This is a genomic window from Coprobacillus cateniformis (assembly GCF_009767585.1).
GTDB lineage: Bacteria > Bacillota_I > Bacilli_A > Erysipelotrichales > Coprobacillaceae > Coprobacillus > Coprobacillus cateniformis.
This window is the reverse complement of record NZ_WSNW01000001.1, coordinates 298,214-313,019: the sequence shown is the minus strand read 5'-3', so window position 1 is coordinate 313,019 and position 14,806 is coordinate 298,214. Positions and strand designations below refer to the sequence as shown.

Here is a 14,806-nt window from a genome sequence, read left to right as displayed (position 1 = left end):
CAAATGCAACGACAAAAACGTATGGCTTTAATTAATGATATTACAGGTTTTGGAAGATGTTCTATTGCAGCAATGGCACCGATTGTTTCGGCAATGAAAATACAGGCTGTGCCTATTCCAACTGCTATTTTATCTACTCATACACAGTTTCCAATTTTTTATTTTGATGATTACACATCAAGAATGAGTGACTATATTCAGACATATAAAGATTTACATTTAGAATTTGATGCAATTGCAACAGGGTTTCTAGGTTCAAAGGAGCAGGTTGATATTGTCATTGATTTTATTCAGACCTTTAAACAGGAGGGAGTATTTGTGCTTGTTGATCCAGTTATGGGTGATCATGGCAAACTCTATACAACTTATACACCTGAGATGTGTGCAAAAATGAAACAACTGGTACAATACGCTGATTTAATGACACCTAATTTAACAGAACTGGTTACACTTGTTGATAGGCCTTATCCAACAACTTTACCAACTTTTGATGAACTTGAAGAAATGTGTCAACAACTTTCTCAACAGGGACCACAACATATTGTTGTGACAGGTATTCCTTTTAATGAAAAACAAATATTAAATTTTATTTACAATCAAGGTGAAGATTACCAAATTGTTATGGTTGATCGCATTGGTGAAGATCGTTGTGGAACAGGAGATGTTATTTCTTCAGTGATTGCTGGCAGTTATTTAAACGGATATAGTTTTTATGAGAGCGTCAAAAGAGCAACCCTATTTGCTTCCAAATGTATTGATTATTGTGAAAAAACACAAGTTCCCAATTATTATGGATTATGTTTTGAGGAATACTTATACGAATTAGGAGAAGAGTAAAGATGATATTATATACATTATACAAGAATAGTTATATAGATATTGGTGAATTAGATTCTTTAGCAAATGTGCATGTTTATGTAAATATGACGAATAGATGTCCATGTGCATGTACATTTTGTTTACGTCAAACCAAAGAAATGACTGAATCAAATACATTATGGCTAAAACAGGAGCCTACTGTTGAGGAGATTGTTCATGAGTTTCAAAAGTATGATTTAGATGATTTTGCAGAAGTTGTTTTCTGTGGTTTTGGAGAACCATTTGAGAGAGTCGATGATATGATTCAAATTGCAGGTATTCTCAAATTATATCGTCAGGATTTGCCAATTCGCGTGAATACAAATGGTTTAGGAAACTTAATTCATAAAAAAGATATAACACCGATGATTAAAGGACGTATTGATACGATTTCAATCAGTTTGAATGCTCCTGATGCTCAAGAATATTATGAATTAACAAGAAGTCGTTTTGGTATTGATTCTTATCAGGCAATGCTAGATTTTGCAGTGAGATGTAAGGATTATGTACCACATGTTGTCTTGAGTGTAGTTGATATCATTGGTGAAGAAAAAATAAAGAAATGTCAAAATATATGTGATGAACTTGGAGTGACATTGCGTGTTCGTCCATTTGAAGAATAGGAGGGAATAGAGATGTTATATATGACAAGAGAAGAACGTTTGATAGTTTTAGAAAAGATGGTTAATACAAGAGATTTAGGTGGATATGAAACACAGGCAGGAACATATACAAAATCACATAAATATATTCGTGCATCTTCACCAGCTAATGCTTCAAAAGCTGATATTCAAGCATTAAAAGACTATGGTGTGAAAGCAGTTATTGATTTAAGAAGTGATTTTGAAAAAGAACAACAAGTCAATCCTTTTGTAGATGATCAGGATATTGATTTTTATGAAGTGAATCTTTTTGATTCTACGAAAGCCTCAATTGTACCAGAAGAAGTCAAGCAGTATAAAGATCTTGGTGGCGTTTATATTTATATGTTGGAAGGAATGAAAAATAAATTTAAGGATTTATTTGATATATTCTTAAAGTATCCATATGATGGTGTGATGTTTCATTGTTCAGCTGGAAAAGATCGTACAGGGATAACAGCTGCTTTGTTACTTGATCTTATGGGATGTCATGAGTATGATATCGTTAAAGATTATAGTGAGTCTTATGAAAATAATATTGAAATCAATGAAGAATTGGCAAAAATGATGGAGAATGAAGAAGCCAAGCAATATTTGAAATCTTCCCCAAGATATATGATGGAATTACTTGATTACTTAAGAGAACATTATGGAAGTAGTAAAGAATACTTGTTACAAATCGGACTTAAAAATGAAGAAATTGAGCAATTAATTGAAAATTTTACAATTTAAAAAAGAAAAATAGCCTTTTACTTATGAATATATATAGTAGGAGGTATTTTTTTATGGAAAAAGAATTAACATTAAAACAAAAAGATAAGTTGGCAAAAAAAATTTATAAAAGTTATCAGAGGGCTCAATTAGATATTTTATATTTGAGTCAGCATTATAATTATTATCCTCAGATTGATATTTTTAAAGTTAAAGAAGGAGATACGAATTATCAAAAACCTGATGCAATGATTTTACAACAAATGGAGAGAAAACAGGAATTAGAGAATTTTGTTTCTATGATTAATCAGATTCACTCACATATGTCTAAAGAATCTTATTCCTTTATTGAGAGTGAATATTTGAATTTTTATAATCCTGACTGGTGGATACCTTATTTTTCAAGAGCAAGTTATTATCGATTGAAACATAAGGTGTTAGATGAATTAATTGAGTATACTCAATCTTTTTGGACTTCTGATGATCTAAGGAGATTGTTAAAATGATTTATTGCCATTTCTATACAAATTATGTATAATACCATTAATGTTTAATAAAGGAGACAGGATTCATGATTAAAAATTTAATTGGTGGTATTGCTGTTGGAATTGCAAATGTAATTCCAGGTGTAAGTGGTGGAACTATGATGGTTATACTTGGAATCTTTAATAGAACAATGGAGGCTATCTCAGGTATTTTAAAGAAAGAAAATGCTCATCGTAAAGATGATATCTTATTTTTATTTCAGGTTTTATTGGGTGCTGCTATTGGATTAATAGGATTTGCGAAAATTTTAGAGTTTTTATTCAATCATTATCCTACCCAAACAATGTATTGGTTTATTGGACTTATTGCTTTAAGTATTCCTTTATTTTTAAAAGGGGAAATGAAGGGTGAAAAGTTTAAGATTATTCCTTTGATTTGTGGATTAGCAATTATCTTTGCATTAGAATTTTTAAATCCTGGTGAAGGTAGTGTGAATGTCAATCCAGCATTTCCAACAGTTGATGTTATGTTATGTTTAACTATGATTGTTGTTGGTATGATAGGTGGAGCGACAATGCTGATGCCTGGTGTGAGTGGTTCTATGGTATTGTTAATTATTGGTCAGTATTATCTTTTTAAATCTTATTTAGCTAATGTGACAACTTTTCAATTGAATGTGCTTATTCCTTTGTGTTTTATTGGTATTGGTGTTCTGATTGGAATTGCTTTAAGTGCCAAAGTATGTGATTATTTCATTAAGCATTATAAGGCTGGATTCTTAAGTTTTATCTTAGGATTAATCATTGCTTCTTCACTTGTTTTGATTCCATTTGATGCTACATATGATGTGTTTATTATAGTGACTTCATTGTTGGCATTTGTATTTGGTGGAGTCATTGTCTTAGGATTAGGGAAATTACAGTAGCAGAAATGCTACTTTTTTTATTTTAGAGATTGATTTATCTTATTATAAAAAAGCAGTCAATATAAACTGCTTAGAATTCTTATAAAATAGCTTATTTTATGAATTGTTCATGTCTTTGATTGTGTATAATAACTGTTACAATTGAAATCAATACAATAATGATATTGGCTATGATTGTTCCAAGCCAAGTCATTGTCATAGTCCCAAAAAGAGGAGATGCTGCATTAAACATTGTATGAAATAATACACACATAAAAATACAACCTTTTCCTGATATCTTATAGATAGCCCCAATCAAAAAACGAAACGACATAACTTGTACTGCAAACATCCAAAAGTTGATAAGACCATCACCATGATTTGTTCCAGGAATAAAAAAGAGGGGAATATGCCAGAAGAACCAGATAATACCAGTATAAATTGATGATAAAATATAACCATATTTCTTATTGAATTCAGGCTGTAATATGTACATCCAACCAGATTCTTCTAAACCACCAATCATAAGACAGCCTGGTAAAGACAAGAAAAATGTATAAAAAGGAAGTGCTATTTTTGTATTCCCAGTTACAAACATGTGAATTAAGAAATACAATGTAAGAATGGCAATAACATATAAATAAGCGTATAGACTATTTTTTGCATAAAAAACAGTTTTTAACCATTCTTTGATATCTGTTATCTTGTTGTATTTTTTTAGAATAGCAAATGATGCAATGGCTGGTGATAGAATATAAATAGCAAAGGGGATATTCATTATAAATTGTTGTAATGTATTGACCCAATTATAAACTTTATATCCATATTGTCCGAGAATAATTAAAAGACCTGATGTTGAATAGGCTATGATAAATGTTAATAGTGTAAAGTGTAGGATCATTTTTTTGTTTGACATATTTTTATTGTCTCTTTTCCTGTGTGGTTTGTATATTTATTATTATAATTAGAAATTTGTCTGATAGAAAAAAGAAAGGCTTTTTTCAGGGATATGTAGACCATTTTCAATCAGTGTTGCAAGCATTTTTAATTGGTTCTGGACCTGTAGGGGACTCCAAGTAAATATTCCTGGATCTAACAAGAAACAAAAGATAGACAAAATGATTTGACTGATTTCATCAGGAAAGTCGCAATGTAATAATCCTTCTTGGATTCCCTCTTTGATAATTTGGGAAACAATTGGAGATAAAGACAATAAAATTTTTGCTAAAGATTTTTGATGTATATAAGCATTTTGAGGCTGGTGCAAGTATTCATCTAATTGTGAAGACACAAATGAAGTTCGATAATATGTATACAAGAGATTGAGTTTTTGTATGGCATTATCTTGTGATTGGTTAAGAAGTTCTTGGCATTGTAGAATAATACTATGATAAGTTCTTTCTACAAGAGCGTCAAATATCTCCTCTTTAGATTGAAAATAATAATAGATTCCCCCTTTAGCGATTCCAGCTTTTTGAGCAATTTCTCTCACTGAGCATGATGCTCCTTTTTCTTCAGTTAACAAATCTTCAAGACTATCTAAGATTAAATCTCGTTTATTCATGTTCTTCACCACCTTGTCTCATTATAGCATAAATTATAAAAGTTGACCAGTGGTCGAAAAATGTATATAATAAAGAAAAGTTGACCGTTGGTCAAAAAGGAGGAGACATATGTTTTATGTAATTCTTTGGGGGTTATTGATGTTGATTTGTATTGGATTGCTTATATATAATTTGGTTTTGTTAATGGGAATTGTTTATAGAAGGTGTAAAAAAAGAGAATATCAAAAGATGGTTCTACGTTTAATAAAAGGAGGTTTTCTATTCATTGGAGGAATTGTAATGACTATATGTTTAACAATGGTGACACAGATAACTGCTGATACACCATCCATTGTTAACAAACATAATCAAGTTATTGAAGGGAGCATTGCTGAACTCAAGGAAGTCAATTTAAATGGTAGAAAAGAATGGATTAGTATAAGAGGAGAAAGCACTCATAATCCAGTGTTACTGTTTTTGGCAGGTGGTCCAGGAGGAAGCCAAATGGCAGCAACTCGCTACGAATTATCAGAACTTGAGAAACATTTTATTGTTGTAGGATGGGATCAGCCTGGATCTGGTAAATCCTATAAAGCAATCAAGAAATCTGATTTAACCATTCAAACTTATATTGATGATGGACATGCTTTAACAAAATATCTAAAGGAAAAATTTTCAGAAGAAAAAATATATATTGTTGGTGAATCATGGGGAAGTGCATTAGGCATTTTTTTAGCAAAAGAATATCCAAAAGACTATCATGCAGTTATTGGAACTGGCCAAATGGTTGACTTTTTGGAAACTGAAAAGTTAGACTATGAAAAAGCATTGGAAATTGCAGAGATTCGTCAAGATACTCAAAAGATTGAAAAATTAAAATCAAATGGATATCCACCTTATTATGATTCAGATATGGTATGGAAGAGTGCTGAATATTTAAATTATTTGTCCTCTTATATGACTAAAAATTCTCAAATTCATAATGGTGGCTATAATACAATGAGAGATATTTTTTCTATAGAATATGGAATCATTGATAAAGTTAATTATTTACGAGGAATTGTCACGACATTTAATCATGTCTATCCCCAATTATATGATATTGATTTGCGAGTAACACATGCTGAACTGAAGGTCCCTGTATACTTTTTTCTAGGAAGGCATGATATCAATGCACCTATTCAATTAGTAGAAGATTATGAGCGTATTTTAAAGGCACCCTATAAAGAAATTGTTTGGTTTGAACATTCAGGTCATAGTCCATGGATAAATGAATCACAACAGTTTGTAGAAGAACTTTTAAAAATCAAAGACCATGATTAATAAATTCATTTCACAAATACTCATAATTGGTATAGAATAGACACATAATGAATAGAGAAAAGAAAAGTTGTAAGTAACTTTGGAGGTATTCAATATGAATGTTGAGATTATAAATGTCGGTACAGAATTATTATTAGGTGAAATCGTTAATACAAATGCAACACTTTTACAAAAGATGTGTAAAGATTTAGGCTTTAATGTTTATTTTCAAACAGTTGTTGGTGATAATCCAGAACGTTTGTATGATTGCTTAAAATTAGCTTTTGATCGTGGTGCTGATTGCGTTATGACAACAGGTGGATTAGGTCCCACCAGTGATGATTTAACTAAAGAATTATCTGCTCAATATTTAGATTTAGACATGGTTTATAATGAAATGGAAGCGAAAAAAGTTGAAGAGAAATGTAAGTATTGTTCAAGTTCTTCTACTATTTCAAGTAACAATTTTAAACAAGCTTATTATCCAGCTGATGCTTATATACTAGAAAATGATATGGGTACAGCAAATGGATGTGTGATGCAAAAGGATGGTAAGATGATTGTGAACTTACCAGGACCACCTAAGGAGATACAATATGTTATTGAACATTCGTTATTACCTTATCTTTCACAATATAAACAGGAGACAATCTTTACTTTTGAATATACAACAATGTTTATTGGAGAAAGTCGAGTTGATGAAATTCTAAGAGATTTGATTGATGCTCAAGGTGATGTTTCTATTGCCCTCTATGCTGGTGAAGAAACTGTGAGAATTAGATTAGCAGTGAAAACGCACTCACAACAGCAAGCTGATCAAATGATGGAGACAACAAAGACAGAGATTGAAAAGCGTATTGGTCAATATATGATTGCTGAAAAAGATTTAAAAGAGGCTCTATTAAAGAAACTTCCATCTTTATCTATTGAATACAAAGGAACATTTCAATTAAAAGATGAATTTTTAAAACCTTTCTTTTCAATTCAACCACAAATAAGAATTGTTGTAGAAACGAGACAGGAAAAACTTGGAGAAGTTGTTGTTTTTAAATTTAATGATGACTATGTATTTAAAGTACCTACTTTTGTGAAAGCAAGGTATTCTTATGGCAAAGTAGAGGCTAGATTTGTAGCACAGTTATATAAATATCTTTTATCTCAGAAATGATAAATACCATATTTTAGGTGTGTAAACGCTTTTATTTTCATAATTTGAAAATTGTGCTGTATTTTAATGTGAAATGCAATGAAAAAATTGTATTTTCCTGATTTCTGTATATAATAACAATGTACTTTTTGAAGTACAGAATCGGGGGATATGAATGAGATATAAGATTGATAATTGTCATTATGAGTTGGTTAAGGATTTATTATCGAGTTTAGACTCATTGGTAAAAAATGTTGAAAAGGATGATCAAGGTGCAATTGTCACATTACAAGATGGCAATACCCGTGATGATTTAATGAATGCATTGAATCGCGGTCCTCTACATACATTTACACAAGAATCTCATGTGATTATCTTGTAAGAAGCTTTGTGCTTCTTTTTTTATAATATCAAAAATATGGTACTTTTAAAAACTATTCCTATCTTTATAGTATGTAAGAGTTTACAAATGATTTGTTTGTGAAAAATCTTTATAAAAATGTACAAACTTTCAATTTTTACTTGCGTAAATAGAAAATATACATATAATGGGAATTGTCCTAAGGGATGATGTATGTCATATAATATTCCTCGACATACACTCAGCAAACAAAAGTATTCATATGAGTTTACTCATATAAATGATCACTTGTTGGAGGCAGCAGTCCAACAAATATAGAGAACAGCAGCTCTATAGATCATAATATAGAAAAAGGAACGATGATTAGGGGTATCGTTCCTTTTTCTATGTTTCAATAAGTTCTATGAATCTTAATGTAGCGGGAGTGAGAGTCTTTCTTTTTAAATGAGCATAACCAATACTGCGTTTTGGAATCGGTGTTGATAAAGGGACTTCGAAAATCAACTTTTTTTGAAGGGCATCTAATGAGAATTCTTTGATAACACATGCTTTACCAAGATTATTTTTAGCAGCTTCTAAGAGTAAGTCATGTGAACCTAGTTCAATTGTAGGGGTTAAAAGAACCCCGTTATTCGCAAAGTGATTATCAACAAAATGACGTGAATTAGATGAACGTTCTAAAAGGACGAGAGGGGCATGAGAAATATCTTGTAAAGAATAAACTTTGTTTTCTTCTTGTTTGGAGACAAAGATATCATGAACTTGGAGGCATTCTTGGATGATGATTGTATCATCATGTAAAGGCATGTTGATAAAACCAATTTCTATTTGTCCTGTTTTGAGTAACTCAATGATTTCTAAACTAGTACGATTAACCATTTTAATTATGACTTGGGGATAAAGCTTATTAAATTTGACAAGATAGGGCATAATATAATTCTCACTTAATGTATCTCCAGCACCAATTGTGAGTTCACCTTTTGTGAGTTCATGTTGATTGACAATTTGGTTTTCAGCACTTGTAATCAGTGCCAAGGCGGCTGATATTTTTTGTGCTAATAGCTTTCCTTCTTTGGTTAAGAGGACCCCTTTAGACTGTCTAATGAATAATTGTGTGTTTAATTCTTTTTCTAAAGTATGGATGGCTTGAGAGACAGCTGATTGTGAGATAAAGAGATTTCTGGCTGCTAATGAGAAGGATAGTGTTGAGGCGGCTTCGTTAAAGATTTTGTATTGTTCAAGTTTGATATTCATATTAGTTCTCCTTATATCATATTTGTTAAATATTAATTTTACTAATAGATAAAAGTATCATATAATATTGCTGTTAATTCGTCAATGAATTGACTGAAAAGAATAAGTAAATCATTGAGATTATGTTATAAAGAAAGGAAGATATTATGTCTGGAATTGTTGTTGTAGGAAGCCAATGGGGTGATGAGGGAAAAGGGAAAATTACTGATTACCTTGCCCAAAAGGCTGATGTTGTTGTTCGTTATCAAGGTGGAAATAATGCTGGTCATACAATTGAATTTAATGGTCAGAAGTTTGCTTTAAGATTAATTCCTTCAGGAATCTTTACATCTGGGAATGTGATATTAGGAAATGGAATGGTGATTAATCCTAAGGCATTACTAGAAGAAATGAAGTATTTGAATGATGCTGGTGTTTCTACTGATGGCATAAAGATTAGTGATCGTGCGCATGTCATTTTACCATATCATTTGGAAATAGATGCTATGCAGGAAAAATTGCGTGGAGATAAAAATATTGGAACAACAAAAAAAGGTATTGGTCCGACTTATGTTGATAAATATGCACGTATTGGTATTCGTGTTGGAGAATTTATTCATGAAGAATTATTTCGTTCAAGACTTGAAGAAGTTTTGCCTTTAAAATTAAGAGAATATCCAGAATTAGATTTTCATGTGGAAGATATCTTCCAAGAATATAAAGAATATGCTAAAATGATAAAACCAATGGTCACTGATACTGGTTTATTATTGGATGAATATTTTAGACAAGATAAGAAAGTTTTGTTTGAGGGTGCACAAGGAACAATGTTAGATATTGATTATGGAACATATCCATATGTCACAAGTTCTCATCCTGGTGCCAATGGTGTTTGTGAAGGGGCAGGAATTGGTCCTGTCAATATTGATGAAGTTATTGGTATTGTCAAGGCGTATACAACACGTGTTGGTTCAGGCGCTTTTCCAACAGAGATTGATGATGAAGTAGGAAATCGTATTCGTGAGGTTGGAAGAGAATATGGAACAGTGACAAAACGTCCACGTCGTATTGGATGGTTTGACGCTGTTGTTGTGAATCAGTCAAGAAGAATGAGTGGTTTAACTGGATTATCTATAATGTTATTGGATGTCTTAACTGGTATTGAAACATTAAAGTTATGTACAGCTTATCAGTTGAATGGTGAAATCATTCATGCATTACCTGCAGTTATTCAAGAGTTGGATAAGGTTGAACCTATTTACGAAGAAATGCCTGGCTGGAGTGAAGATATTACGCATGTCACTTCATTTGAAGAATTACCTATAAATTGTCAAAATTATTTAAAGAGAATCAGTGAATTGGTTCATTGTCCAATAGCAATGTTCTCAGTTGGTCCTGATAGAGAACAAACAATTATATTAAAAGAAGTGATTTAGAGGAGGGAAAGTGTGAAAAGAGAATTAGTGATTGTCTTAGATTTCGGAGGACAGTACAATCAGTTAGTTGCTCGTCGAGTGCGTGAATGTAATGTTTATTGTGAAATTTATTCATATAAAGTTGATATTGAAAAGATTAAAGAAATGAATCCGAAAGGGATTATCTTAACGGGTGGTCCAAATAGTTGTTATGAAGAGAATTCACCAACATATTCAAAAGAGTTATTTGAATTAGGGATTCCAGTTTTAGGTTTATGTTATGGTGCACAATTAATGCAGCATGTAATGGGTGGAAAAGTTGAACGTGCTGATGTGAGAGAATATGGAAAATCAAATTTAACTGTTAACAACAATTCTCCACTTTTTAGCGATGTTGCTAAAGATAGTATTTGTTGGATGAGTCATTTTGATTATATTTCTCAGATTGCCCCAGGTTTTGAGATCACTGCAACAACTCCTGATTGTCCAGTTGCTGCTTGTGAAAATATTGCTCAAAATTTATATGCAATTCAATTCCATCCTGAAGTTTTACATACACAAGAAGGAACAAAGATGTTATCAAACTTTGTTTTAAATGTTTGTGGATGTCAAGGTGATTGGCGTATGGATTGTTTTGTTGAGGAACAAATCAAAGCAATTAGAGAAAAAGTTGGAAATGGCAAAGTTTTATGTGCTTTATCTGGTGGGGTTGATTCATCAGTTGCGGCTGTTTTATTATCAAAAGCCATTGGTAATCAATTGACTTGTGTTTTTGTTGATCATGGTTTACTTCGTAAAAATGAAGGTGATGAGGTTGAAGCTATCTTTGGACCTAATGGTAATTATGATTTGAATTTTATTAGAGTTAATGCACAACAAAGATATTATGAGAAATTAAAAGGTATAGAAGATCCTGAAACAAAGAGAAAAATCATTGGTGAAGAGTTTATTCGTGTCTTTGAAGAAGAGGCTCAAAAGATTGGTACAGTTGATTTCTTAGTTCAAGGAACAATTTATCCTGATGTTGTAGAAAGTGGCTTAGGTGGCGAATCTGCTGTCATTAAGTCCCATCATAATGTCGGCGGATTACCTGATTGTGTAGATTTTAAAGAAATTATTGAACCTTTAAGAGATTTATTTAAAGATGAAGTTCGTAAAGTTGGTTTAGAGTTAGGTATTCCTGAATATTTGGTATTTAGACAACCTTTCCCAGGACCAGGTCTTGGTATTCGCATTATTGGTGAAGTGACTGAAGAAAAGGTCAAGATTGTTCAAGATGCTGATTTTATCTATAGAGAAGAGATCGCAAAAGTTGGACTTGATCGTTCAATTGGACAATACTTTGCAGCTCTTACAAATATGCGTTCTGTAGGTGTTATGGGTGATGAGAGAACTTATGATTATGCAGTTGTCTTACGTGCTGTCAATACCATTGATTTTATGACAGCTGAATCTGCTGAGATTCCTTATCAAGTTTTAAATAAAGTGATGTCTCGTATTATTAATGAGGTTCGAGGTGTGAATAGAGTGTTCTATGATATTACATCTAAACCTCCAGGAACAATAGAGTTCGAGTGATATAAAAAACTCCATTATCGGAGTTTTTTTGCTTTCTCAAGTGCAAATGATAATATTTTGATACTATATATTTTTTTAGACTATACTATTCTTTTGATAACTCATTTATATATTCTTTGAGTGATAAAGAAAGGATTGATAGTATAAAAAAGCAGGAAATTCCTACAATTAGTCATTAAAGGCTTTTTTTAAGAGATATGGATAAAAGCATATAATCAAGAATGTTGATGTCAACCAGCATAATGGGTTAACATAAATCACTCCCTGAAATCCCAAAGGATAAATCAAAAAGTATGTACCCAGACATCTCACAATAATTTCAAGAATACCTACACCTAATGGCACAGAGGATTCACCTACACCTGTTAGGACAAATCTTACAACAAAATTTATTCCTAAAATAAAATAGCAAAGTGAAGTAAATGAAATATATTGAATGCCTAAAGAAATAACACGATTTTCACTATTTTGAACAAATAATGACATAAATTCTTTTCCAAAAAAATGGGCAAAAATAGCAACGATTAAATTTAATAAAACTGTTATTTTTAAAGTTTCTTTTGCTCCCTTACGGATACGATTATAGGCTTTATGACCATAATTTTGTGCTGTAAAAGTTGAAATTGCAGTTCCAAATCCTGATAGAATTTGCATCATCATAGAATCCATTTTATATGCAGCAGTATACGCAGCAACTTCATCACTTCCTAGTGTATTTAATGCAGATTGAACAACTAGAAAACTAATAGAAAGAAGTGATTGAAAAAAGGCCATAGGCATACCTACTTTGATATGCTCTTTTATACATTGTAAGTCAAAACAATAGTCTTTTTTTCAAAATCAAGAATATCTAATTTTTTCTTCATATACATATAACATAATAAACAACAAATTAATTCCGCTATGATTGTTGCATAGGTAACGCCAGCAATTCCCATATGACAAATAATCACAAAAAACAAATCAAGAACGACGTTTAAAATAGCAGATAGAATCAAAAATAATAAAGGAATGACACTATTTCCATGAGCTCTTAATATTGCGGATTCATAATTATAAACAGCTGCAAATATTGCTCCAATAAAAATAATTGACGAATATGTTATAGCTCCAGGGAGTAGTTCTTGTGATAGATGAATAAGTGCAAACAAATTTTTATTAAACCTTAATCCCAATATCATAATCAATAGGCTTAATATTATAATTAAATAAAATCCATTTGTTATGGCTTTTTTAGTAGATGTCTTGTCATTTGCACCAACCTTTGAGCAATAACGATAGAAAGACCATTAGAAAGTCCAATAACCAGACCTAATAATAAATCCACAACAGGTGTTGTTTCTCCAACTGATGCAAGAGCTGTTGTGCTAACGCATTTTCCTACAACCATTGTGTCAACCATGTTATAAAACATTTGAAATAAATTACCAATCATTAGTGGTATAGCAAATAGAGTTATTAATTTTAACGGTTGTCCTTGTGACATATCTATTTTTGATATTTTTTCAAATCTCATCTTAAATGTATTCATATTTTCCTCCTTTTCGCTTTTATTATAGGTCTTTTTTTGATATCTGAAAAATATGAATGTAGTATAATATTATAATAAAAAGTTATAACTATATTGAATTAAATAAAAATGATTATTTTTTTTAAATAAAAGGAGGATGTTTATGAAACTTGAAGTGTTTGAATATTTGATTGCTATAGAAAAGTATGGTTCTTTAAATAAGGCTGCAAAACACTTATATATGTCATAGCCGAATTTAAGCAATCTTTTAACATCATTTGAAAATGAGTTGGGTTATCCTGTGATTTATAGAAATCACCAAGGAATTCATTTTACAGAACAAGGAAAACAAGTCTTATTGATAGCACATAATATTATGAAGGAAAAAGAAAATCTAATGAATATTAACTTTGATCATAAGAAAATATCTTTAAAAATATCTATTGGTAATGGAGATTATGCTTTATCTCCATTATATAGAATGTTAAATGATCAAACTGTTCAAGATGAAGTCCAAATAACAATTATCAATTGTTCAGTAGAAGAAGCACTAGAGAAAACATATCAGCATGTTATTGATGTAGCCTATTTTATTATTCCTCGTTCAATGGAGAATCAAGTAAGAGACTTTGCATTATCACATCATTTGTTGATTCGTTGTTTAAAAGATATTTGTTGTCAAATTAATGTAAGAGAAAATCATCCTTTATTAGATAATTTTTCTAAGGAAAGATTATGGAATTATCCATTTGTTGATTTCATTAATCAAAGACCAAATGCTTATGATACATATCAACAATATATCAATCCTCATAAAATAATTGAAGTTGATCATCATTCTTTACGAAGCAAAATTGTGAGTGAAACAAATGCTTATTCTATAGGAGTACCAATGAGTCATCAAATGAAAGAATCATTACATATAGTAGGTGTACCTACACCAGAATTAATAATGCAAATTTATGAAATCAGAAGAGAAAGTGACAAAGATAATGTTTTATTGAATCAATATTATCAAATGATAGAACAAGAACTTTTTAAATTGTAGTTTAGGTTTTGATTGTTTATAATAGGACAAAAGCTTTGTTTTTTACATTAAAACAGTAGGTAACAAAA

The 14,806-nt window shown here is 31.0% G+C and carries 16 protein-coding genes and 1 pseudogene; 12 read left to right on the top strand and 5 right to left on the bottom strand.

Going from position 1 to position 14,806, the window contains the following annotated elements; genetic code table 11:
* Window positions 1-3: 3 nt before the first annotated feature.
* From GQF29_RS01610 to GQF29_RS01590, 5 genes are all read left to right on the top strand, one after another.
* Window positions 4-837, top strand: a complete 834-nt coding sequence (locus GQF29_RS01610; protein ID WP_008788572.1) for a pyridoxamine kinase — start codon at window positions 4-6, stop codon at window positions 835-837.
* Window positions 838-839: 2 nt separating this feature from the next.
* The gene (locus GQF29_RS01605; RefSeq protein WP_008788573.1) at window positions 840-1,481 is read left to right on the top strand and encodes a TIGR04100 family radical SAM protein; all 642 of its coding nucleotides are present in this window, start codon (window positions 840-842) and stop codon (window positions 1,479-1,481) included.
* 12 nt (window positions 1,482-1,493) lie between these two features.
* Window positions 1,494-2,231, top strand: coding sequence for a tyrosine-protein phosphatase (locus GQF29_RS01600; RefSeq protein ID WP_008788574.1), 738 nt, complete (start codon window positions 1,494-1,496; stop codon window positions 2,229-2,231).
* A gap of 53 nt (window positions 2,232-2,284) precedes the next feature.
* A complete protein-coding gene (locus tag GQF29_RS01595; RefSeq protein ID WP_008788575.1) occupies window positions 2,285-2,716 on the top strand; it encodes an MG284/MPN403 family protein in 432 nt (143 codons plus the stop codon).
* Between the two features lie 65 nt (window positions 2,717-2,781).
* Window positions 2,782-3,621 (top strand): DUF368 domain-containing protein, encoded by an 840-nt coding sequence (locus GQF29_RS01590; RefSeq protein WP_008788576.1) that lies wholly within the window; start codon window positions 2,782-2,784, stop codon window positions 3,619-3,621.
* Window positions 3,622-3,712: 91 nt separating this feature from the next.
* On the opposite strand, the gene GQF29_RS01585 is transcribed toward GQF29_RS01590, so the two are convergent.
* Together GQF29_RS01585 and GQF29_RS01580 are read right to left on the bottom strand one after the other, a co-directional pair.
* A complete protein-coding gene (locus GQF29_RS01585; protein ID WP_008788577.1) occupies window positions 3,713-4,516 on the bottom strand; it encodes a CPBP family intramembrane glutamic endopeptidase in 804 nt (267 codons plus the stop codon).
* 48 nt (window positions 4,517-4,564) lie between these two features.
* A complete protein-coding gene (locus GQF29_RS01580; protein WP_017144207.1) occupies window positions 4,565-5,164 on the bottom strand; it encodes a TetR/AcrR family transcriptional regulator in 600 nt (199 codons plus the stop codon).
* Between the two features lie 109 nt (window positions 5,165-5,273).
* Between GQF29_RS01580 and GQF29_RS01575 the strand changes: the two genes are divergently transcribed.
* The 3 genes from GQF29_RS01575 (at window position 5,274) to GQF29_RS01565 (ending at window position 7,975) form a co-directional block, all read left to right on the top strand.
* Entirely contained in the window at window positions 5,274-6,467 is a 1,194-nt protein-coding gene (locus GQF29_RS01575) for an alpha/beta fold hydrolase (protein ID WP_008788579.1), read from the top strand.
* A gap of 94 nt (window positions 6,468-6,561) precedes the next feature.
* Entirely contained in the window at window positions 6,562-7,614 is a 1,053-nt protein-coding gene (locus GQF29_RS01570; protein ID WP_008788580.1) for a molybdopterin-binding protein, read from the top strand.
* Between the two features lie 154 nt (window positions 7,615-7,768).
* Window positions 7,769-7,975, top strand: a complete 207-nt coding sequence (locus tag GQF29_RS01565; RefSeq protein ID WP_008788581.1) for a hypothetical protein — start codon at window positions 7,769-7,771, stop codon at window positions 7,973-7,975.
* Between the two features lie 363 nt (window positions 7,976-8,338).
* On the opposite strand, the gene GQF29_RS01560 is transcribed toward GQF29_RS01565, so the two are convergent.
* On the bottom strand, window positions 8,339-9,208 hold the full coding sequence (locus GQF29_RS01560) for a LysR family transcriptional regulator (RefSeq protein WP_008788582.1): 870 nt from the start codon (window positions 9,206-9,208) through the stop codon (window positions 8,339-8,341).
* Between the two features lie 146 nt (window positions 9,209-9,354).
* Between GQF29_RS01560 and GQF29_RS18325 the strand changes: the two genes are divergently transcribed.
* Both GQF29_RS18325 and guaA read left to right on the top strand, forming a co-directional pair.
* Window positions 9,355-10,623 carry an adenylosuccinate synthase gene (locus GQF29_RS18325; protein ID WP_008788583.1) on the top strand — a complete coding sequence of 423 codons (1,269 nt, stop codon included), beginning with the start codon at window positions 9,355-9,357 and terminating at the stop codon, window positions 10,621-10,623.
* Between the two features lie 12 nt (window positions 10,624-10,635).
* Window positions 10,636-12,180 (top strand): glutamine-hydrolyzing GMP synthase, encoded by a 1,545-nt coding sequence (gene guaA, locus GQF29_RS18320; protein WP_008788584.1) that lies wholly within the window; start codon window positions 10,636-10,638, stop codon window positions 12,178-12,180.
* A gap of 168 nt (window positions 12,181-12,348) precedes the next feature.
* On the opposite strand, the gene GQF29_RS01550 is transcribed toward guaA, so the two are convergent.
* Both GQF29_RS01550 and GQF29_RS18510 read right to left on the bottom strand, forming a co-directional pair.
* Entirely contained in the window at window positions 12,349-12,954 is a 606-nt protein-coding gene (locus GQF29_RS01550; protein WP_017144213.1) for an MATE family efflux transporter, read from the bottom strand.
* 26 nt (window positions 12,955-12,980) lie between these two features.
* A pseudogene (locus tag GQF29_RS18510) lies at window positions 12,981-13,570 on the bottom strand (MATE family efflux transporter).
* Between the two features lie 277 nt (window positions 13,571-13,847).
* Here GQF29_RS18510 and GQF29_RS01535 point away from each other — a divergent pair.
* Both GQF29_RS01535 and GQF29_RS01530 read left to right on the top strand, forming a co-directional pair.
* Complete coding sequence (locus GQF29_RS01535) at window positions 13,848-13,940, top strand: helix-turn-helix domain-containing protein (RefSeq protein ID WP_147331652.1); 93 nt, start codon at window positions 13,848-13,850, stop codon at window positions 13,938-13,940.
* Window positions 13,941-13,991: 51 nt separating this feature from the next.
* Window positions 13,992-14,738, top strand: coding sequence for a hypothetical protein (locus GQF29_RS01530; RefSeq protein ID WP_008788606.1), 747 nt, complete (start codon window positions 13,992-13,994; stop codon window positions 14,736-14,738).
* Window positions 14,739-14,806 lie beyond the last annotated feature (68 nt).